The sequence below is a fragment of the Arthrobacter sp. TmtSoilC48 genome (assembly GCF_059739425.1).
In genome coordinates this window covers 3,045,746-3,067,125 of sequence record NZ_AP046049.1, presented here as the reverse complement: position 1 = coordinate 3,067,125, position 21,380 = coordinate 3,045,746, and the positions used below count along the sequence as shown (strand labels likewise).

Genomic DNA, 21,380 nt, shown 5'->3' with positions numbered 1-21,380 from the left:
CGTGCCAGCCTTTCGTCCCAACCATGAACTTACTTCCAACGTGAGGAAGCAATGAGCCCAGCACACAACAGCCCCTACCCAGTCCGCGGATACGAACAATTCGAGGGACACGTCAGCGAACGCGCCTCAGACTCAACACCGTCCTGGCCCAGGCAGCGACGCGCCCGGTCGGGCGCTCCCAACGTCATCCTTATGCTCCTCGATGACATGGGCTTCAGCGACATCTCGCCTTTTGGGGCGGAGATCGACACTCCTACGCTGGAAGAAATAGCGGGTGAGGGGTACCGGCTCAACAACTATCAGACACCGCCGATGTGCGCTCCGTCGAGGGCCGCGATCCTCACAGGCCTCAACCCGCACCGCGCAGGCTTCGCCTTTGTCCCCCACATGGATCCCGGATTTCCCAACACCGCCATGGAGTTGCCCGAGGACGCCCCGACGTTGGCGGAAAACTTCCGGGCCGGAGGTTACGCCACCTTCATGGTGGGCAAATGGCACCTTACCCTTGAGTCGAAGATGCATGATGGGGCGGCGAAGGACAGCTGGCCGGTCCAGCGCGGCTTCGACCGGTACTACGGATGCATGGACGGGTTTACTTCTCTCTTCCACCCCCACCGCTTGGTGCAGGACAACGCGCAAGTGCCGGTGGACGAATATCCTGACGACTTCTACCTCACGGATGACCTGACGGACCGCGCCCTCAACATGATCAAGTCACTCCGCGCATCGGATCCGGCGAAACCGTTCTTCCTCTACTTCTCGCACCAGGCCGTACACGCACCACTTCAAGCTAAAGCTGCTGACATCGAAAAGTACCGTGGAAAGTACGAGTCCGGCTGGGACCACATCCGATCCGAACGGTTCGCACGGCAGGTCAGCAGCGGCCTCTTCCCCAAAGGGACCCAGTGCGCGCCCCGAAATACAGAACCCGGCGCGGAGGTCGTCCCTTGGGAATCATTGACCGGAGAACAAAAAGAACTGTTCGCCAGGTACATGGAGGTTTACGCCGCCATGATCGACAACGTAGACCAGAACCTCAAGAAGCTCACTGACCATCTGAAGGAATCCGGCGAATACGAAAACACCATTGTGGTTTTCACCTCCGACAACGGGGGAGCAGCGGGAGGCGGGTCCGGAGGTACCCGCAGTTACTTCAGTGGCTTCGGTGCCCGCAATCCGGCGTTGCCGCAGGAATGGACTACTGATGTCGCTCGGGATCCTGAACTTATTGGCGGCCCGCAAGCTTACGTGCATTACCCCCATGGCTGGGCCTATGCCTCCAATACGCCGTTCCGGCTGTACAAGTCGCACACCTACGGAGGCGGCGTCCGAGTCCCGATGCTGCTGTCGTGGCCTGCGGGACTGCCGCGGGCGGCAGGCGACAACGGGCTCAGGACGCAGTACGCCTACGCAACTGACCTGGGAGCTACGTTGATGGCGCTCGCGGGAGTTGAACCACTGGAGAGCAGGAATGGCCGGCCGGCCCTTGAAACGGACGGCTACTCCTTTGATTCATGGTTGCGCGACCCTGCACTACCGACGCACCACACAGAGCAATACGTTGAGTTGGGTGGCCGCAGGTCCTTTCTTGACGGGCGATGGAAGGCCATCGAGCCTCACCCCAATGGGTCCACCGGGGGAGAGGACGGATGGGAACTTTACGATATTGAAGCCGATCCAACTGAACTTCGGAACCTAGCCCCTGAGCAGCCGCAACTGGTCCGGGAACTTGCAGAACGCTGGAAGGCCGCGGCATGGCACAACCAGGTGTTTCCGCTCAATGATGACCATTCGATGATGCGCAACCGTCCCTCGACCGAACTTCTCTTCGAAGAACCGGTGACGTTGTACCCCGGAACAGCAACCTTGGAACGTTTCCGTTCCAACAAGCTCATTCGAATGCGTTCATTCCAGATTGACGTCCGCTTGGAGCACAGGCCGGGCAACGAGGGGGTTCTTCTCGCCCACGGAGACCAGGGCGGTGGTTACAGCCTGTACGTTGAAGCTGACGCGTTGCACTTGTCGTACAACCAATACGGGGAAATGCTGCGCACGTTAGTTCCGCTTTCCGAAGGCATGCTGGATGTGAGGGTCAGTTTCGTCGCGACACCCGATTTCAAGTGGGACATTGAGGTCAGTACTGGAGAGAGCCAAGTCCGGCTCGGCCCGGTTCTTCAGCTGACCGGCGGTATGTGTCCGTTCACCGGCATCAGCGTCGGCATTGACCGCGGAGGACCCGTGGACTGGGACCTGTACCAACGGCGGGGAGCTTTCCCGTATACAGGAAAGCTCTCCTCAGTCCGGTATACCCCCGGCGCCAAGGCAGCCTACAACAGGGAACAGATCATCGACATCGAGCAGGAAGTCGAGAAAGTCTTCGACTAAGTCCTGAAGGCAATGTACCTGAGCCTACTCATATAGAAAGACGTCATGGAAAAGCCCAACGTACTGTGGATCTCCACGCACGACATCAACCCGGATCTCGGGTGTTACGCGGGCGTGTGGCCCGGCGCCGAGTCCTCCATCACACCTAACCTTGACAGGTTGGCCAATGAAGGGGCCAGGTTCGACCAGGCCTTCGCCGCCGCTCCTGTGTGCGCACCGGCCCGGTCGGCAATCATGACAGGTTGCTACCCCACGGCGATTGGCACCATGCATATGCGCACCCGCGCGGTCCCGCCCCCGGAGGTACGGCTGCTGCCGGAGTATTTCCGTCAGGCCGGTTACTACTGCACCAACAACTGGTACACCGATTTCCAGGTTGACGTGCCGAACACCGTCTATGACGATTGTTCCCCGACAGCGCACTGGAGGAACAGGCCTGACGCTGCCGCCCCGTTTTTCGCTGCCTTCCAGGGAATGAGCACCCACGAATCCCAGCTTCACCTGGATGATGAAGCCTTCGCCAAGGCGACGTTGAATGTGAAAGCGGAACAGCGCCATCGCCCGGAAGACGCGCCGCTGCCCCCCTATTACCCGGACACCGAGGTGTTCAGAATGGCGTGGTCCCGATACTTGGATCTCATCACCGAAATGGACCACTGGGTGGGTGGCATCCTGGATCAGCTGGACGAGGACGGACTGACCGAAAATACGATCGTGGTTTTCTGGAGCGATCACGGCCGCGGTTTGCCGCGCGCTAAGCGATGGGCCACGGAAGCAGGGCTGCGCGAACCCCTTATTGTGCGGTGGCCAGGGAAAATCGCTCCAGGAACTGTAATCACCGATGTGGTGCAGACACTCGACCTGGCTCCTGCCATGCTCGATGCCTGTGGCCTTCCGATCCCCGGGCACATGCAGGGGGTGTCGTTCCTTTCTTCCACCGGTGGGATTATCAGGGAAACCAACCAGTACGCCTTCGGTGGGCGGGACCGTATGGATGAGGCAGAGGACACGTCCCGGACCGTCCGGGACGCCCGGTTCCGATATATCCGGCATTTCCACCCTGACCGGGCAGCCCTTCCTCATACAAGCTATCCGGATCAGTTGGCGACCTGGATTGAACTCCGCAACTTGGCCAAGCAGGAGGCCAGCCAGATGGGCCGCGGCGAGCCGCGCACTCTCTTCACGGACCTACAGCGCACCCTTGTGGCATCAAGCAAACCCGAAGAGGAACTGTACGACATTGCCGCGGACCCGCACGAAACGCGCAATCTCGCGTCGAACCCGGAATTCGAGACCACGGTTACGAGGATGAGGGCTGCCCTGCGCGACTGGCAGGAACACTACGGAGACCTCGGATTGATGAACGAGGACGCGCTCATCGAAACATGGCGACCCGGAGGCAAGCGCCAAGTCACTGCCAGGCCTACCATCACCGAGACTCCCCAAGGATTTGAAGCGACGTGCGAAACGCCCGGAGCATCAATCGGATGGACCACGGTTGAGCCCGGCGTCCCCGGACGGAGCTTGGCAATGCTTGAACGCCTCGGCGGGTCGCCGGCAGACGACGGCAGGAGCTGGCAACTGTATACCGGTCCTGTTGAGCCTCACGGCGGGCCTTTGTGGTTCAGGGCCTGGAGGCTTGGATTTGAACCGAGCCCGGATGTACAGGCCGGCGTCCATTCCGAGCTCCCGACAGACGGCAGCAGGTCAATCCGATGACGGGGCACGCGCTGTGAAAGGTATCGACCTGAATTTGGTGCCGCTGCTGCATGTCTTGCTCGAGGTGCGGAATGTCTCGAGGGCTGCTGACCAACTTCAGATCAGCCAACCCGCCGCCAGCACAGGCTTGGCGCGTCTGCGACGACACTTCGACGACGAGCTGCTGCTCCGGGTCGGCCGGAAGTATGAACTGACACCTTTTGCCCAGTCACTTGTCCCACTCGTCGACGAGACGATGCACCGGATTCAGCGGATGTCCGGAGCGCGCTCGGCATTCGATCCTGAAACCACGGGCCGCACCTTTATCATCGCCGCGTCCGATTACGCAGCGACTCTGCTGGTCGGGCCGATGCGCCGCATATTGCAGCAGGAAGCATCGGGAGTCTCCGTGGAGTTTGTTCCCACCAGCTCCATCAGTGGCGAAGTATCCGAGTTCTCCCGGATGGATTTGCTGATCGCACCCGCTGGCTATGGTATGCCGGGAGCGAGCAGGCAGCTGTTCCGGGACAGTTTCGTAGCCATAGTTGGGGCAGCCAATCCGGTTCTGGACCAGCGCAGTATCACGCTTGCGGAACTGGCCAAGCTGCCGCACGCAGTCGGATTCTTTGGTGAGGGCATTAGGACACCGGCAGACAAGCTTTTCGAACAACTCAACCTCAAACGCAACGTCGCCGCCGTCACCAACGGATTCCTGGCACTGCCCTTGCTTGTTGATGGAACAGACCTCGTCGCGGCGGTACCGCGAATGCTCGCCGCACGTGCTCAACAGGCGGACGCTATAGCCATACTTGAGCTGCCTCTGGAACAAGAGGCGTTCCTGGTCGAGGCCATGTTTTGGCACCCGATTCAAAACGATGACCCGGCAAACACTTGGCTGAGGTCCGTGGTGATACGGTCCAGCGCACAACTGCCGGAACTCTTCCAACCCACTATTCACCCGCTCGTCGTTTCGGACCCCGGCTTCGGTCACCCAGAGACGGCTTAGCAACCGCTCGAACCAAGAGGTAGAACCATGTTGAAACCACAGAACAGCCCGACCCGGGAACTCGTCAATCTTGATGGCCTGTACAGGTTCAAAGTCGATTTTGAACGCTCGGGACTAGCAGAAAAATGGCAGGCAGGTCCGCTAAGGACTGAGATGGAAGTAGCCGTCCCCTCGAGCTATAACGATCTTTTCCCTGATAAGGCGATAAGGGACCATGTGGGCTACGTGTGGTACCAGCGCGATGTGCAGGTGCCACGCGGGTGGGCTGGTCAAAGGATCCACGTACGCCTGGACTCGGCGACGCATGAAGGCAAAGTCTTCGTCAACGAGGTCCTGGTAGCGGAGCATCAAGGGGGCTATACCCCGTTCGCGTCGGACATCACCGATCACGTCACCGCAGGGGGTACGTTCCGGCTCACAATAGCGGTCAACAATGAACTGACCCAGGCTTCGATTCCACCGGGAGTCATCACTGTCACAAAGGACGGGCGCCGGCAGCAACAGTACATGCATGATTTCTACAATTATGCCGGCCTCCATCGCAGCATCTGGCTCTACAGCACACCGGTTGCCCGGGTGGAGGACGTCACCGTGACGACCGACTACACGGGGACTGTAGGAAACGTCAGCTACAGCATCGACGTAGCCGGAGCGCGAGGTGAGGAAACCGTCACTGTACGAGTTCTCGATGCCGAGGGCCGCCAAGTGGCTGAAAGTGAAGGCCGGGAAGGAGTGCTCCGTGTGGCAGATGTCAGCCTCTGGCAGCCCGGCGCCGGCTACCTTTACAGCCTTGTTGCCGAAGTTCACCAGAACGGTGAGCTTGTCGACTCTTACAGGCAGTCATTTGGTGTTCGCACCGTCGAGATCCGTGGCAAACAATTCCTTATCAACGGACAACCGTTCTATTTCAAGGGCTTCGGCATGCACGAGGACCACGCGGGAATTGGCAAGGGCCACAACCAAGCGCTTATGGTGAACGACTTCCAGTTGCTGGACTGGACTGGCGCCAACTCTTTCCGCACCACGCACTACCCCTACGCTGAAGAGGTTTTGGAATACGCCGACCGCCACGGCATCGTCGTGATTGATGAGACAGGCGCCGTCGGGCTCAACACGGTCTTTGGCTTTGGAGCCGGGCCCAAGTCCACCTATTCCGACGATTATGTCAACGAGGACACCGCAGCCAGCCATCGGCAAGCGATCGCAGAACTCGTAGCGCGTGATAAGAACCACCCATCGGTAGTCATGTGGTGCATTGCTAACGAGCCGAACGCCTCGGACGAAGGCGCCCGACCGTACTTCGAACCTTTGGCCGCGCTGACACGCAAGCTCGATGCCACCAGGCCTGTTGGCTATGTCAATGTGGGCTTCGATACTCCTGAGAAGGACACGATCACAGATCTCTTTGATGTCGTCATGATCAATCGCTACTACGGCTGGTATCACCACCATGGAGACCTGAGCAGCGCGGAAACTGCCCTGGAAAAGGAGCTCCTGGAGTGGGAAGCGAAGCACGGCAAGCCGATAATTATCACCGAATACGGCGCCGACACGATAGCTGGCTTGCACTCACTTTATGAAACGCCCTGGAGCGAAGAATTTCAGGCGGCGTTCCTGGAGATGTACCACCGGGTCTTCGACAGGATTGAAGCGGTGGTTGGAGAACACGTCTGGAACTTCGCAGACTTCCAGACAGCCACCGGAGTCATCCGTGTCGACGGCAACAAGAAGGGCGTATTCACCCGGGACCGCCGGCCAAAGGCCGCGGCCCACATCCTTCGTAAGCGGTGGTCTTCGAACTAGCAACAACCCTGCTGCCAGCCGGCGCGGCGTCCTTACTGGTGCCGGTCGGCCGGGAGCCGCTCTTCGACGTCGTCCGTGAAGAGATCCGAAAGACGGGCTGCTGAGCGTTGCACAACTGAGCGTAACCAGGTGCTGGCCGGGTCATTGGTCTGGGCGGGATGCCAGAACAATGACTCGACCAGATACACCTCGTCTTCCAAGGGCAGATCCAGCATCCGGATGCCCGAGCTTTGTGCCTTGATGGCCAGCATGCGCGGGACGAGGGCTACGAGGTCCGTGCCTTGCACCAGCAGGGGCATCGAGTTGAACCCGGCCGCGGAGGTCACCACGTTGCGTTTGAGGCCGTATTGTTCAAACAGCATGTCAGCGGGCGTCCGTATGACGTCGGCGATCCGTGCGACGACGTGGGGCATGCCGGCGAGTTCAGCCAGGTTGAAGTCGCGTTCCAAGATCGGGTTATCGGCGGAAACTATCGCCACGAAGCTGTCCCTGAACAAATGCCGGCTGGATCCGGGCATGCCGTAGTCAGCTGGAGCGACGAGCAAGTCGAACCGCGAGAACTCGGCCAATTCAGGCTTTATGGACCCCAGCGGAACGAATTCGACTGACGCCCGCGGTGCCTCTTCCCGAAGAATGCGCCTAATCGGGCCGATCAGGAGAGCAGCAGCATACCCGGAAGCTACGATCCTGAACGCCCGCTCTGTGGTAGTGGGGTCAAAGTGTGACCGCGCGCCGGCCATCAGCCGGATCTGTTGCATTGCTTCGTCAACGAGCGGGACAAGCGACTGGGCAAAAGGCGTCAGTTCGTATTTCCGCCCGACCCGCAGCAGCAGTTCATCATCGAAGTGTCGGCGCAGGCGGGCGAGAGCGGTGCTGGCTGCGGGCTGGCTGATCTGAAGCTGCTCGGCCGCCCGCGAGACATTCCGGACCTCAAGGAGCACCTGCAGCAACGGAACCAGGTTTAGGTCGATACCCTTCACGGTTTGGTTTCTCCTTGAGCCGTTATATATGGGGACCTGTACAAATGCGAGCCCTCGCGGGACCGCTACACGCCCGTGTGCCTGTCTGTGAAATTAGTATAGGTAATAGTAGCTATCCCGAATTGGCCCTTTCACGGATACATGAGCTGCCTCACAGTAGTAATGAAAGTGATTCATGCTGGCTAGACCCGCCAAACAAGGAAACCCCAACGCCTTTGAGGCGGCTGGTCAGACACCCACCCTGCACATTCCAAAACGAGATCGGTTGGCCCTTTAGGCAACCACGGCAGTCAATGAGGAAGGCCCAAAAATGAAGTCAAGAAGGCGCGGAGCCGGCATCGCAGCCGTCGCCCTGGCTACCGCTCTGCTGACCGCCTGCGGAGGCAGCGGCGGCACCACCGGTACAGGAAACGCCCAGGTCCCCGGCGGGGATCAAAAGGGCGATCACATACGGATCGCAATGCTCAATGACATTCCGTCATGGGATCCGGGCAAGGCAGGAGTGGCAACCCAACTCGAGCTCGCCCGTGGCGTCTATGACACACTCATCGGAGTCGATACCGAAGGGAAGCTCGTCCCCGCACTGGCCACCGAGTGGCGCTACACCGATGACAAGCGGACAGTCCTCGAACTCAAACTCCGGGACGACGTAACCTTCAGCGACGGGACGAAGTTCGACGCCGAAGCTGCAAAGGCGAACCTTGACCACTTCCGTGAGGGCAAGGGGCCGCAGGTCAACCAGATCGACGGCGTTACCGGTACAGAGGTCGTCGATGCCAAGACGGTCCGAATCAAGCTGGACAGGCCGAATCCCGCGCTCGAGATCAACCTCAGTCAGGCGGCAGGCCTCCAAGCGAGTCCCGCGAGCCTTAAAGACGGCTCAGCGGAAACAAAGCCGGTCGGCAGCGGACCTTATGTTCTGGACCCTGGCTCAGTCCGCGGCAACCAGTACATTTTCAAAGCCCGTGATGGCTACTGGAAGCCCGAGCTGCAGCACTGGAACATGATGACTTTCCGTCTGCTTAGCGACCCGGCAGCGCGCTTGAATGCCCTCACCGCCAAGCAAGTAGACGTTGCGAATGTCCAGCCCCCGCAGATCGCACAAGCTGAAAAGACCGGCGCCAAGGTGACCGACTGGACGTCCTCTGTCCAAGGCATGCTGCTGTTGGACAGAGATGGCAAGGTAGCACCCGGGTTGAAAGACGTCCGCGTCCGGCAGGCAATCAACTATGCCTTCGATCGTGAGCTCATGCTCAAGGAAGCGGTGCTGGGACGTGGTGAGGTCACAAGCCAGATGTTCGCTCCAGAGAGCTCAGCGTACGTGAAGGATCTCGACAACGCCTATCCGCACGATGTTGAAAAAGCCCGGAAGTTGATGGCCGACGCCGGTTACGCAGACGGTTTCAAGGTAAAGATCGCTTTCGCCAAACCATCGGAGTTCGCAGCTCCCTTCATCGTCCAGGCCCTCGGCGAGATAGGCATCACCGTAGAACGCGTGTCCATTCCGCCACAGGAGTTCCAGTCTTCGATTTCAGGTGGTCAGTACGCGATGCCATGGTCGGTCATCAGCCAAGGTCCCACCTGGACAATGATTCAGCGAGTAGTGTCCCCCGATGCGCCCTACAACGCCTTCAAGTCGGAAAACCCTGAGCTCAACAAGCTCCTGGAGGAAACCCGAAACGCAGGCGATGCTGAGAACGCCGGGCAGGAACTGAACCGCTACCTCGTGGACAACGCCTGGTTCGCACCGTGGTACCGGGTCGGCAGCCCATTGGCTTTCAACCCGCAGGTCGTTGACGTGCTGCCGCAAGCATTCCAGAACAGCCCGTCCATCTATAACTACCTGCCCGCCAAGAAGTAAACACCGGCGGGAAGGGGCCGCGCTCCTTCCCGCCAAAACCCCAACGGAAGGAGGGCGGCCGTGTTCGCCTTCATCACCCGGCGACTCGCGTCGAGCCTCGTCATACTGGTCGTGGTCTGTTGCCTCACTTACATATTGCTGTTCTTTTCCGGTGGCACAGTCGCCCAGAACATCCTCGGCACCGATGCGACCCAAGATCAGATCGCCGCTAAAGAAGCCGAACTTGGCCTGAACCAACCTCTCCTGACCCGTCTGGGCCTGTGGTGGGTTGGTGCCCTCAACGGAGACTTCGGTAAGTCTTGGTACAACGGCGAGCCGGTCTTCGAAGCGATCCTCAACCGCCTGCCCATCACACTGACGATGGTCATTGCTGCCACCGTATTGACCGTCGTCATATCTGTCATTCTTGCCGTCGTTTCCGCCGTCCGGCGCGGATGGACGGACCGTGCCATCCAAGTCGTAGGCGTCATCGGAACGGCACTGCCCAACTTCCTGATAGGGCTTTTCTTGGTCACCTTCTTCGCCATCCAACTCGGTTGGTTCCCGGCGATCAGCACGATCTACCCAGGCGGCGGCCTTTCCCCATGGATAACCAGCCTTACCCTGCCCGTGCTCGCCCTAACCATCGGTTCCATCACCGCGATGACACAGCAACTGCGCAGCGCCATCATCCAGCAGCTTGAGATGGACTACGTGCGGACCCTGCGCAGCCGTGGAGTGAGGGAAAACGTGATTCTGTACCGTCACGTTCTTCGCAGTGCGGCGCCACCATCCTTGACGTTGCTTGGCCTGCAGTTTGTTGGAATGCTCGGCGGCGTCGTCATCATCGAACAGATGTTTGCGCTGCCCGGCATGGGAACACTCGCGGTGTCTGCAACCTCCACGGGCGACATTCCCCTGGTCATGGGCGTGGTCGTCTACACCATCATTATCGTCATCATCGTCAATCTCATCGTCGACCTCGTCAACGGCTGGCTGAACCCCAAGGTGCGTGTGTCATGACCGAAGTCAGTTCCTCCACCGCAGCGCCGGTCGCTCCGGCCGCCTTGCGAAGTCACCCCCTGCGCCGCCTGCTCCGCAATTCATTCGCTCTTTTTCCCATCGTCGTGCTGCTCACTCTCGTAGCAGCAGCAGCCCTCGCACCCCTAATAGCCCCATTCCCTCCCGAATACGCAGACCTCGGCAATTCCCTCGCCGCGCCCGGGGGCCCCAACCTGCTCGGCACCGATAGCGCCGGACGCGATATCTACAGCCGACTGCTTTGGGGAAGTCAGACAACCCTGCTAGGCGTAATTATCGTGACGGTGACGGCCCTCCTGATTGGCGTGCCCACAGGCTTGCTGGCTGGATACTACGGGCGATTCCTCGACGACGTGGCCAACTGGGTGGCCAACGTCCTGATGGCCCTGCCGGGGATCATCGTTCTGCTGACTGTGCGCGCCGCCGTCGGCCCGTCCTTGGTAATCGCTATGATTGCTTTGGGCATCATGGTGAGCCCTTCGTACTTCCGTCTGACACGTTCCACGGTTCAGTCGGTCCGAAACGAACTCTACGTCGACGCGGCCAGGGTCGCCGGTCTCAGCAACGCCCGAATCATGGCACGCCACGTACTCCTTGTTGTCCGGGCGCCGCTGATTATCCAAACGGCCAACGTGGGCGGTATCGCAATCTCGGTCCAGGCCGGACTTGATTTCCTTGGTCTGGGGGACCCGAACACTGTCACGTGGGGCGGGATGGTGAGTGACGGCTTCGTCACCGTATACCAAACCCCGCTTGGCCTTCTATGGCCGGCCCTCGCCATCGGTCTCGTAACCGCTGCCTTCGTCCTGTTGGGCAATGCTCTTCGCGACGCCCTTGAGGACGCAGAAAAGGTCAAAGGTAAGCGTCCGGTACGAACGGCCAAGGCTGCGGCACCGGCTTTCAACGACGACCATGAGCACATGAACGAAGGACAGACCGCGCCGAAGCGACCGGAAGCAGCACATCTACTGGATGTCCGAAAGCTAAGCATCGCCTATCCAACCGGTCCTTCTGAGCTGCGGACCGTCGTCAAAGATGTCTCTTTCACCGTAGATCGCGGTGAAGTTGTAGGTCTCGTAGGTGAATCCGGCTCCGGCAAGAGTCAATCAGCCTTTACCGCGCTTGGGCTGCTTTCCGGTGCGGCCATCGTGACCGGCGGTTCCGTCTCCTTCGATGACCGCTGGTTGGTTAAACCCGGAGATGCGAAAATCCGGCAACAGCACTACAGTGGCATCCGCGGCAAGCGAATCGGCTACATCCCGCAAGAGCCCATGAGCAACCTCGACTCAGCATTCACCATCGGATTCCAGCTCACCAGCCCCATGCGTGAGGTCTTGGGCATCTCCAAGCACGAGGCCACAAAACGTGCCAAGGATCTACTTGCTAGCGTCGGAATTCCCGACCCTGACCGTACGATGCGCGCATACCCGCATGAAATATCCGGCGGCATGGCCCAGCGGGTTCTCATTGCCGGCGCCATCAGCTGCGAACCGGACCTGCTGGTTGCCGATGAACCCACTACAGCTCTCGATGTCACCGTCCAGGCTGAAGTACTTGATGTCCTGCGCGATCTGCAGCAACGTTTGGGGCTCGGTGTCCTACTGATCACCCACAACTTTGGAGTGGTGGCTGATCTCTGCGATCGGGTAGTAGTCATGCAGTCCGGCGCGGTGGTTGAACAGGGCCCCGTGCGGGACATCATTCGTCAGCCTACCCATGAGTACACCCAAAAGCTGTTGGGCTCTATGGTCAAAAACGCCGAGTCCCGCAAAACAGCCCGTCCAGCGCTAACGACGGAGGAACGATGAGCACGATGGCAGAAAGCGGCCCGGACCGACTCCTTGAAGTCCAGGACTTGAAAGTACAGTTTCGTCCGAAGCGGAGGCTCGCCCGGCCGTTCCAGGTCCTCCACGGCGTTTCACTCCACCTCGGGTTCGGAGAGACCCTCGGACTCGTGGGGGAGTCCGGTTCCGGCAAGTCAACCATAGGCCGGGCGATCCTTGGCCTCGTACCCGCAGCAGGAGGACGCATCCACCTGGAGGGCCGTGACATCACCCACCTGAAGCAGCGTGAGCGGCGTGCCGTGAGCAAGGAGCTGCAAGTCGTATTCCAAGATCCGTACAGCTCCTTGAACCCGGCAAGGACAATCGGTGACACGTTGTCCGAACCATTGTTGGTTTCAGGCACGTCTGGACAGGACGCCCGCAAGAGGGTCGGCACCCTGCTCGACAGAGTCCACTTGCCGTCAGACGCTATGGACCGGCTGCCGCGGGAGTTCAGTGGCGGCCAGCGTCAAAGGATTGCCATCGCCAGGGCTCTGGCGCCCAAACCGAAGTTGATTATCTGCGACGAACCGGTCAGTGCATTGGATCTTACAACGCAGGCGCGCGTCCTTGATCTCTTCGCCGAAATCCAACAAGACACCGGCGTGGCCTACCTGTTCATTTCTCACGACCTCGACGTCGTGAGATATGTCAGTGATCGAGTTTCTGTGCTGTATCGGGGAAACATTGTGGAAGAGGGCGACGCCGAGCAGGTTACGGTCGATCCGCAGCACCCGTACACACAACGACTGCTCCTCGCGTCACCTTTGTCCGACCCGGACGAGCAGGCAGTGCGCAGGGCTGCTTGGCACGAGCTAAACGCCGGCAGCACATCCTGGCGCTTGTAACGGCACCTACGCCTATCGGGAGCAATAGAATGCCACGTACTCAGGGAGGGGAGTCCGTTCTATCGCGGGCCATTCGTCTCTTAGAGGCCTTCGGACCAGGCGAGACCACGTTGTCTATAACAGAGCTCGCTCGACGGTCCGCATTGCACGTTGCCACAGCGTCGCGTCTAGTGGAAGAGCTTTGCACACTTGGGTGGCTTGAACGAGACGAAAGGCGGAAAGTCCAGATCGGGGTTCGGATGTGGGAGATGGCTTCACGGGCCTCGCCCACGCTTAGTCTCCGGGAAGCGGCCATGCCAGTCATGGAGGATCTCCACGCGATTGTGGGCCAGCACATTCAGCTGGGCGTCATGGAAGGAGACGACGTGCTTTTTGTCGAGCGTCTCACCGCTCCAGGGGCCGTCATCAACTTCACCAAGGTAGCGGGAAGGCTTCCCCTCCATGCTTCATCTGCAGGTCTGCTGCTCCTGGCGTATGCCCCACTAGCGCAGCAAGAGCGAATACTGAGGCAGCCGCTGGAGGTATTCACGGAGAATACCATCAACACCCCCTCGGAGCTTCGGACATCGCTGGCCGAGGTTCGCCGGCTCGGATATGCATTTCTGCCCGGCCACCTGCATCCTGACGCGGCCGGAATTGCCGTGCCCGTGAGAGACGCAACAGGGGACGTAGCGGCTGCCCTGGCAATCGTAGTGCCGAATGAAATATCCGCCCGTTCCCACATAGTCATCCTCCAAGCGGCTTCAGCAGCCGTTTCCCGCGCCATGAGGTACCCGGCATCCCCAACTTTGTAGCTCCACGAAGGTTCGTTCTCACTGATTGAGAATCGCCTTTCCGGGACAGTCGCCCATGAGTGAGGCTTGGCATAGAACAATCTGAGCAAGGGAGCCGACGTGTTCGAAGGAACAGACGTTATTGCCAGCCAGTCACAGATCAAGCTGACAGTGACATCGAAGGTCAGGGTTTCAACCGATGTGGTTGCCCTGACTCTGACCCATCCAGATGGGCGCAGGTTGCCTGACTGGACCCCGGGTGCGCATGTGGACGTAGTCCTACCGACAGGAGTGAACCGACAATATTCGCTCTGCGGAGACCGTTGGGATCCCTATAACTACCGCATCGCCGTGCACCATGAACGGACCGGGCGCGGCGGCTCGGCCTTCATTCACGAGGAGTTGACTGAAGGGGCCATGGTCGAGCTTGGCGGCCCACGCAACAATTTCCACCTCGCGCCGTCGGAAGAGTACCTGTTCATTGCGGGAGGTATTGGCATCACCCCGCTCCTTCCGATGATTAAGCAGGCAGACATGCTTGGGGCTGAGTGGAAGCTGCTGTACCTGGGCAGGTCACGTGGAACTATGGCGTTCATTGATGAACTGGCTGCCTATGGTGACCGGGTTCTGGTCTTTCCCAAGGACGAAAGCGGTCCCTGTCACTTGGATGAACTCATCGGTGACCACCGCAAAGGTACGAAAGCCTACGTCTGCGGACCACAGCGACTACTGGCAGCCGTAGAGCAACGCTGCGCTAACTGGCCAATGGGATCGCTTCGCCTCGAACACTTCGCTGCAAAGGCCCAGGGCGCCCCGGCGCTGGACACGGCCTTTGACGTAGAGCTCGCCGCGGCCGGGTTGTCAATCACTGTTCCTCCGAACATGAGCATTGTCGATGCTCTTCAAGACGCAGGAATCAACATTCTTACGTCCTGCCGTCAGGGCACGTGCGGCACGTGTGAGGTCACCGTCTTAAAGGGTGAGCCTGACCACCGGGATTCCATTCTTGGAGACGCTGACCGTGCTGCCGGCCACTGCATGTTCCCATGCGTTTCACGCTCATGCAGCAACCTCCTCGTCCTTGACCTGTGACCGGACCGGATCCTGAGAAGGAACTAAAGATGACAACACAACCTATTACCGCAACTAGGCCGGTCAGCTCCGCTGACCCATTCAGCTACGACGTGCTCGAGGACCCCCTGCCATTCCAAGCAGACCTGCGCGAGCGCGGGCCTGTGGTGTACCTGGAGAAATACGACGTCTATGCGATGGGACGTTACGCCGAGGTCCAGGCCGCCCTGACCAACTGGCAGACCTTTCAATCTGCCGCTGGTGTTGGGCTGAGCAATTTCCGCTACGAGAAGCCGTGGCGACAACCTAGCCTCCTTCTTGAGGCTGACCCACCCCACCACGATGCGCCCCGCGCCATCCTTACTAAAATTCTCGGTCCCCGCGAGATTCGCCGTCTGACCGAGTCTTGGGCAGCAGACGCGACTGAATTGGTCGATACCCTGCTGGCGAACGGTCCTGAATTCGATGGTGTCGCTGACTTGGCTGCCGCGTTCCCGTTGAGGGTTTTTCCCGATGCCGTCGGCATACCCCAAGAGGGCCGCGAAGACCTCCTTCCCTATGGCGACCATGTCTTCAACGCGTTCGGGCCACCTAACGAGCTCGTCGAAAAGGGTGCACAGCGGGTTGCCGAACTGTCAGCCTCAATCGCCGCCAAATGTTCCCGCAATGAGCTGTCTGAGGACGGTTTTGGTTCTCAAATTTGGGCTGCCGCCGACCGGGGAGACATCACCGAGGCACAGGCACCCCTGATTGTCCGATCGTTGCTCACTGCAGGTGTCGATACGACCGTCAACGGTCTGGCCGCTGTGTTATACGCCTTCGCCACCAACCCGGACCAATGGCGACGACTGCGGCAGGAACCGGCCCTCGCGCGTGTGGCTTTCGACGAAGCAGTACGCTGGGAGTCGCCCGTGCAGACGTTTTTCCGTACCGCCACCCGAGACGTCCAAGTGGGGACCACACTCATTCCAGAGGGGCAAAAGATCCTCATGTTTCTGGGGTCAGCTAATCGCGATCCTCGCCGTTGGGTGAACCCCGATCTCTTTGACCTGAACCGGGACCCGTCCGGGCATGTGGGCTTCGGATTCGGCATCCACCAATGCGTGGGTCAGCACATTGCACGGTTAGAGGCTTCAACCATCCTGAATGTTTTGGCCAAGCGCATTCGGTCCATAGAGATCATGGGTCCTACGCGTCGGCACCACAACAACACGCTGCGGGCTTGGGAATCTTTGCCCCTCCGCGTGCAACTTGCCTAAAGGAACAATCGGGCCCCCATAAAAAGGGCCCCGGAAACTACAGAACCCGGCAGATTCCGTCCCAAAGGCACCTTACTGTCGTGAGTTCGCCGGAATTTGGTCGGCCCCGGCCCTTCCCAGGGCATGTCGAGGCGGGTTCGGTAGACGGGTTTTGTCAATGTTCCAGTCTGGGATGATGCCGGTGCCGAGCAAGCTGTCGGTGAGCGTGCAAAGCGGTAGCCGGGGTCAGCGTCGAAGGCGAGCTGATGGGGCGATGTGTTCGCGTGATCGGTCGATGCCGGGGACATCGACCACGAGCCGGTCGCTGATGTGCGTGAACTGGTGGTAGGCGATGAGCCTCAGGACATTCTTTGCGGTGGGCAAGTTCTTCGCCTCCAGAGTTGGTGGGCGGTCAGGAAAAGGCGTGGACATTGTCCACACTTTCCGCCTCGGACTGGCCCGTACAGCCGCCGGATTGGCCCGGATTCGGCATGTTTCCGCGACTTCCCAGCAATGGCAAGGGCGGGAATCGCGTTCGAGTCCCACCTCGGGCACGGCATACCCCCTCGTCAGAGGGGGTTTTTGCTTTAACGTGTGTACATTCTGGTTGGTCAGGTCCCTGTGACACTGGCCGCGGGGTGTGCCTGGCGCCGCGGGTCGCCTGTTTGGTTGTGGGGGAGCGGGTTCAGGGTCGTGGCTGGTTGACCCTCCGCCTGATGGGGTGTGGGGTGATTGGGCCTCCTTTCTGACCCTTGTTGGTGGCCGTTGTTGGCCTCACTTATTCATGTCCCGGCGTTGTGGAAGGACATGACTAGAAGGAAATCTCTTGAGGAAATTGCTCCCCGTCTCCGTCTTCCTGTTGCCGGGAAGGGACTGCTGAGGGCCAAATGTCAGCACAAAGGGGTGTGGACAGTGTCCACGCGTGGCTGCTGAACCAAAAGCAGGTTCTGCACAATGTGCACAACCTGGGCGTCTGGGATTGGTGGACACGAAGGCCAGTGCATGGCTGCGTTCGTTCCCTGGCCCGAGCAGGACAACGCGCAGGACGGGGGTTTGGCTGCCGAAGGCTTCGGCTGCTTCTGAAGAGATGGACTCCCCGTAGACTTCGGCGCCGGCCGTGCCGCTGGTGACGATTCTGGCGAGCTACGGTTGCCGACCTTCCACCACTAGGAAATGCCCGACGGTGGTTCCGGATAGTGCCGTCTGTCGCAGCCCAAAACGTTCGATGCGTGCCTCCACCCAACGGATCCTGCCTTTGGAGACGTGCGGCTGCCCGGGGTATCGCTGCTTGCCGGGATGGTTCCCGCGTTACGCGGGTATTCCCACGATGCCCTGTGTATCAGAGCGAGTTGAGACTAGCGGTTCTTGCAAGTCTGCACGATCGCAGGGCGAGAAACCAGGTTCAAGCACGATGCCAATCTCGGCCGTTCCCGCTTGCGAACTTAGTCCCGCGACAGATCGACCTACAGGTTGGCCAGTCAGGTAGCGCAATGGCGTATGCAGGTGGAATGTTGTGTGCAACAGTGCAGTGACGGAACGGATAAAGCGGCCAACAGTTACGAGAACCTGGTCGCGGCGAGCCTATCCTTTGCTGGGAAAGACGCCTTTCCGTTTCAGGCCACCATAGACCGGCGCTAATGGCCGCGACTCATTTGCAGTCCCGGTCTATGCTTCATAAATGCCCGATTTCTCACGTGCCTGCCCGCGAGTTCGCGGAAGGGGATACCATCTTCCATGAGCAATTTGCCGCGGTGAGCGTCGTGTTCGCGAAGAGTCTCGCAAATTCCAGCGGCGTACACTGTTTATTGCCGCGGCGGCTTGCCTTGCGGCTGTCGCTGGTGTCGCTACGCCGATCATTTATCAGAGGATGGAGGCAGAAGCCTCCGATATAGCTGTAGTGGAAGACTGGGGTAATTCGAATTATGGCTGCGGTCTGCAATCATTAGCTATGATGTCCCCGCTCCCAGCCGCCGAGGATAAAGTCGATCTGTCCGAAGTGACCTCTTTGTCTACGGCCCAGGCTCCAGTGCGAGCTGGGTTATGGGAGTCTGGATTTCTGCAGCTCAACCTGTCAGCTGCGGACTCATCGTCATTCACGGTGTTGTCTCTAACGGTTATTGACCGTAAAAAGCTTGAGAACCCTCCGCAGTGGATTTACGTAAAGTCTTATGGTGGATGTGGCAGTCTGGGCGACAAAAGTGTTTTCCTGACGGCGCGTATCGATAAACCATCAGTTCGCCCATCGAGTCAGGATACGAGCTTCGCGGCTTTTCAAGGGGGCGCATTCGAACCGTTTTTCGGTAACAAAGGATGCAGCAGCGACATTCAAAGTAAGGAATGATGCTTGCCAAGAGAATTGGCAGTTTTCTCTTCAACTGAAGTATCAGAAGGCCGGCGAATCGCAGACTAGATTCAAGACATTCGGCCCTTTCAATGTCTATGGGACCAATCCGGGTATACCGGTACGTCTAGCTTCACCCGAGGGAAATCTAACGCCTTCTAGCCTTGCCGACCCTTTGGTCAACCTGTGGCGCTATGCAAAGTGCCCCACCTGACTGGACTGCAGGTGGTCCTGGACTCGTGGCGCGTCGAGACTCTGGGCTGCCGACTGGCTGGCGGGTTTTCACGCACGAGTGGAATTTGTTCTGTTGTCGCTGGTGCGACGTTCATCAGGTAGGGCCGTATGGCCTTGGGGCACCAGGCGTGCAGATCGTCGAGCATGTCCGGCTCTCGGTGGTTCGTTGGCGACCGTCGCCGCGACAGACCGAGGCCGTGAGGATGGCCAGGGTCTTGCGGAGTTCGGCGCGTTCGTGGCCGGCTTCGAGATCGATGAGGAATCTCCGGGAAACCCCTGCGCTGTCGGCAGGGCCTACTGCGACAGCCCACGGTACCGGCGGCGGGCACGGACCATTACGCCGACGTTTGCCGGCTCTCCGTGGTTCGTGGTGAAACGGATTCTGTGTCTTGAAAGCTGAAGGGCTCGTAGCCCTCCTGCGATGGATGTTCTCTACGCATTCATCAAGAGTCAGGAGCCCTCGTCTCCGCTCACCAAGGAACCAGCACGACGACGATCAGCACAACCGGGGTGACAACCACCGCCTCCAACGAACTTATCCTTGCCTTCATCAGTTCGGATGGACCGAACTCCGCCAATTCAGCCCGGATTGCGGCCGTTTCCGGCGCAGGGCTCAGCTGGACGCTCCGACAAAGAACCAACACGCAACCTGGCACCGCCGAGATCTGGCAAGCGGTCGCCCCCGGCCCGCTTTCGAATGCGACCATCACCGCCACACAAGCCTCGGGCAGTTGGCATGCCGCCATGACGGTTGTCGCCTTCCGCGGGGCAGACATCACGACAGGTGCAACACTGGGTGCGAACGCCTCCTCGGGCGCGCCAACGGCCACCCTCACCACCACGAGGGCCGGTTCCTGGCTCTGGGGCGTCGGCACGGACTGGTCCAACCCGATATCCCATACGCCAGGGTCGAATCAGACCCTCGTCGACCAGTTCCTCGCGCCTGCGGGAGACACGTACTGGGTCCAACGACAGAACTCCACCACACCGACAACCGGAACGCCCGTGACGATCAATGACACGTCCCCAACATCCGACCAGTGGGAGCTCGCGATCATTGAAGTTCTCGCCGCACCCTAGCCTGGGCTCGACCCGCGTTCCAGCAGTCCAGTTGTGGCCGCAGGGTTTATTGGCACTTCGCGATGCCACGTGATGTAAACATGCCGGGTCAAGGCCAGGATCTGAATCAATGATTCATCCGGTGCATCATCGGCAGCCACCCGAGTAGCCTACGACACGCGATCCGGCTCATGACCGGCCCCGCCGGTGATGCCGGACCGGTTTCCTTGGTTTAGTTCAGGGCCGGGGTGTCCTTGGGGATGACGCCGGAACCGTACAGATCGGCTGCGAGATCCTGGAGGGCGCGCAAGGCGACCCGCTGGGTAAAGGGACCGTAGGAAACACGCGCAACGCCGAGTTTCTGGAGCTCGGCTGCAGGAAGCGCTCCGGGGGCGCCGATCACAGACAATTTGCCGTGTCCGAGGCCTGCGACGAGCGGCTCGATAACGTCGCGTGTCAGGGCGCCAGGGACGAATACCAACGCTGCTCCTGTATCCAGGAAGGCGCGACCACGGGCAATGGCGTCCTCAATTCTGTCCTTGATCGGGCGGTCGCCGCCCTTCGCAATGGCGTCGGTGCGTGCGTTCAGCTGGAACGCGATGCCCTCGCCGTTGGCGGCGTCGACGATCGCCTTCACGCGGGCGGCGGCTTCATCGAAAGGACGCAGGCGGTCTTCGACATTGGCGCCCACGACGCCGATGCCAATCGCCCGGCGGATGGTTTCGGCTGGGTCTTCATAGCCGTCGTCGAGGTCTGCCGTGACCGGAAGTTCAACCGCGTTGACAATCCTCTTCACGCCATCCAGCGCGACATCCAGGGGCATGCTTCCATCGGCGTAGCCATACGCCGCCGCAATCGAGTGCCCGGCGGTGGCAATGGCTTTCGTCTCAGGAAGAGCTGCAACGGTCGAAGCGCTGATGGCGTCCCACACGTTGACCACGCGCAGGATTTCCGGTGCCTCATGCAGAGCCTTCAATTTCTCGGCCCGGGCATGGATATTTGATTCGGTCATGGTCGTCCTCCGTCGTCATGGTTGGGATCACTCGCCTAAGTCAGCCTAGACGCAAGGCGCCTTTCCATGCGGGCTTTAGAGCCGACGTCGATGACTTCATCCGGATCAGCCGTGGCTTGCGGTCGGGAGTGTTAGAGCACCTGGGGTGCAGATCATGGACACGTGCGTCAGCCATAGGATCCTTCGACGCTACTGGATGGACAGGGATGGAGTGCGCATCGGAGAACA

The 21,380-nt window shown here is 59.8% G+C and carries 16 protein-coding genes; 13 read left to right on the top strand and 3 right to left on the bottom strand.

Annotated elements, in window-relative coordinates; translation table 11 throughout:
- Positions 1 to 51 precede the first annotated feature (51 nt).
- Genes AC6I97_RS14340 through uidA form a run of 4 tightly spaced genes read left to right on the top strand, consistent with a single transcriptional unit; the run spans position 52 to position 6,892 of the window.
- On the top strand, positions 52 to 2,385 hold the full coding sequence (locus tag AC6I97_RS14340) for an arylsulfatase (protein ID WP_497945239.1): 2,334 nt from the start codon (positions 52 to 54) through the stop codon (positions 2,383 to 2,385).
- Positions 2,386 to 2,430: 45 nt separating this feature from the next.
- Positions 2,431 to 4,104: a sulfatase family protein gene (locus tag AC6I97_RS14335; protein ID WP_497945238.1), complete on the top strand. Its 1,674-nt coding sequence runs from the start codon at positions 2,431 to 2,433 to the stop codon at positions 4,102 to 4,104.
- A gap of 13 nt (positions 4,105 to 4,117) precedes the next feature.
- On the top strand, positions 4,118 to 5,089 hold the full coding sequence (locus AC6I97_RS14330; protein WP_217376623.1) for a LysR family transcriptional regulator: 972 nt from the start codon (positions 4,118 to 4,120) through the stop codon (positions 5,087 to 5,089).
- Between the two features lie 27 nt (positions 5,090 to 5,116).
- Positions 5,117 to 6,892, top strand: coding sequence for a beta-glucuronidase (gene uidA / locus AC6I97_RS14325; RefSeq protein ID WP_497945237.1), 1,776 nt, complete (start codon positions 5,117 to 5,119; stop codon positions 6,890 to 6,892).
- A gap of 32 nt (positions 6,893 to 6,924) precedes the next feature.
- On the opposite strand, the gene AC6I97_RS14320 is transcribed toward uidA, so the two are convergent.
- Entirely contained in the window at positions 6,925 to 7,872 is a 948-nt protein-coding gene (locus AC6I97_RS14320) for a LysR family transcriptional regulator (protein ID WP_217376621.1), read from the bottom strand.
- 310 nt (positions 7,873 to 8,182) lie between these two features.
- On the opposite strand from AC6I97_RS14320, the gene AC6I97_RS14315 reads away from it, so the two are divergent.
- The 7 genes from AC6I97_RS14315 to AC6I97_RS14285 all read left to right on the top strand — a co-directional run bounded on the left by AC6I97_RS14315 (position 8,183) and on the right by AC6I97_RS14285 (position 16,527).
- Positions 8,183 to 9,733: an ABC transporter substrate-binding protein gene (locus tag AC6I97_RS14315; protein WP_497945236.1), complete on the top strand. Its 1,551-nt coding sequence runs from the start codon at positions 8,183 to 8,185 to the stop codon at positions 9,731 to 9,733.
- A 60-nt stretch (positions 9,734 to 9,793) separates the two neighbouring features.
- Entirely contained in the window at positions 9,794 to 10,735 is a 942-nt protein-coding gene (locus tag AC6I97_RS14310; protein ID WP_497945235.1) for an ABC transporter permease, read from the top strand.
- Positions 10,732 to 12,561: a dipeptide/oligopeptide/nickel ABC transporter permease/ATP-binding protein gene (locus AC6I97_RS14305; protein ID WP_497945234.1), complete on the top strand. Its 1,830-nt coding sequence runs from the start codon at positions 10,732 to 10,734 to the stop codon at positions 12,559 to 12,561. Before AC6I97_RS14310 ends, AC6I97_RS14305 begins: the two co-directional genes overlap by 4 nt.
- Positions 12,558 to 13,424: an ATP-binding cassette domain-containing protein gene (locus AC6I97_RS14300; RefSeq protein WP_497945233.1), complete on the top strand. Its 867-nt coding sequence runs from the start codon at positions 12,558 to 12,560 to the stop codon at positions 13,422 to 13,424. The genes AC6I97_RS14305 and AC6I97_RS14300 overlap by 4 nt, the downstream gene beginning before the upstream one ends.
- 29 nt (positions 13,425 to 13,453) lie before the next feature.
- Complete coding sequence (locus tag AC6I97_RS14295) at positions 13,454 to 14,218, top strand: IclR family transcriptional regulator (RefSeq protein ID WP_217376617.1); 765 nt, start codon at positions 13,454 to 13,456, stop codon at positions 14,216 to 14,218.
- A gap of 99 nt (positions 14,219 to 14,317) precedes the next feature.
- A complete protein-coding gene (locus AC6I97_RS14290) occupies positions 14,318 to 15,289 on the top strand; it encodes a PDR/VanB family oxidoreductase (protein WP_497945232.1) in 972 nt (323 codons plus the stop codon).
- A gap of 29 nt (positions 15,290 to 15,318) precedes the next feature.
- A complete protein-coding gene (locus AC6I97_RS14285) occupies positions 15,319 to 16,527 on the top strand; it encodes a cytochrome P450 (RefSeq protein WP_217376616.1) in 1,209 nt (402 codons plus the stop codon).
- 225 nt (positions 16,528 to 16,752) lie between these two features.
- Here the strand turns inward: AC6I97_RS14285 and AC6I97_RS14280 are convergent, their stop codons facing one another.
- Positions 16,753 to 16,890, bottom strand: coding sequence for a hypothetical protein (locus tag AC6I97_RS14280; RefSeq protein WP_217376615.1), 138 nt, complete (start codon positions 16,888 to 16,890; stop codon positions 16,753 to 16,755).
- Positions 16,891 to 18,373: 1,483 nt separating this feature from the next.
- On the opposite strand from AC6I97_RS14280, the gene AC6I97_RS14275 reads away from it, so the two are divergent.
- Positions 18,374 to 18,847: a hypothetical protein gene (locus AC6I97_RS14275; protein ID WP_497945231.1), complete on the top strand. Its 474-nt coding sequence runs from the start codon at positions 18,374 to 18,376 to the stop codon at positions 18,845 to 18,847.
- A 744-nt stretch (positions 18,848 to 19,591) separates the two neighbouring features.
- Positions 19,592 to 20,161: a hypothetical protein gene (locus AC6I97_RS14270; RefSeq protein WP_497945230.1), complete on the top strand. Its 570-nt coding sequence runs from the start codon at positions 19,592 to 19,594 to the stop codon at positions 20,159 to 20,161.
- A gap of 211 nt (positions 20,162 to 20,372) precedes the next feature.
- Here the strand turns inward: AC6I97_RS14270 and AC6I97_RS14265 are convergent, their stop codons facing one another.
- Complete coding sequence (locus AC6I97_RS14265) at positions 20,373 to 21,152, bottom strand: isocitrate lyase/PEP mutase family protein (RefSeq protein ID WP_497945229.1); 780 nt, start codon at positions 21,150 to 21,152, stop codon at positions 20,373 to 20,375.
- Positions 21,153 to 21,380: the final 228 nt, after the last annotated feature.

Excerpts from the sequence above, each read along its gene's own strand:
- AC6I97_RS14340 (WP_497945239.1), top strand. The coding sequence starts at position 52 with ATGAGCCCAGCACACAACAGCCCCTACCCAGTCCGCGGATACGAACAA.
- AC6I97_RS14335 (WP_497945238.1), top strand. The coding sequence starts at position 2,431 with ATGGAAAAGCCCAACGTACTGTGGATCTCCACGCACGACATCAACCCG.
- uidA (WP_497945237.1), top strand. The coding sequence starts at position 5,117 with ATGTTGAAACCACAGAACAGCCCGACCCGGGAACTCGTCAATCTTGAT.
- AC6I97_RS14315 (WP_497945236.1), top strand. The coding sequence starts at position 8,183 with ATGAAGTCAAGAAGGCGCGGAGCCGGCATCGCAGCCGTCGCCCTGGCT.
- AC6I97_RS14305 (WP_497945234.1), top strand. The coding sequence starts at position 10,732 with ATGACCGAAGTCAGTTCCTCCACCGCAGCGCCGGTCGCTCCGGCCGCC.
- AC6I97_RS14300 (WP_497945233.1), top strand. The coding sequence starts at position 12,558 with ATGAGCACGATGGCAGAAAGCGGCCCGGACCGACTCCTTGAAGTCCAG.
- AC6I97_RS14295 (WP_217376617.1), top strand. The coding sequence starts at position 13,454 with ATGCCACGTACTCAGGGAGGGGAGTCCGTTCTATCGCGGGCCATTCGT.
- AC6I97_RS14285 (WP_217376616.1), top strand. The coding sequence starts at position 15,319 with ATGACAACACAACCTATTACCGCAACTAGGCCGGTCAGCTCCGCTGAC.
- AC6I97_RS14275 (WP_497945231.1), top strand. The coding sequence starts at position 18,374 with ATGGAGGCAGAAGCCTCCGATATAGCTGTAGTGGAAGACTGGGGTAAT.
- AC6I97_RS14265 (WP_497945229.1), bottom strand. The coding sequence starts at position 21,152 with ATGACCGAATCAAATATCCATGCCCGGGCCGAGAAATTGAAGGCTCTG.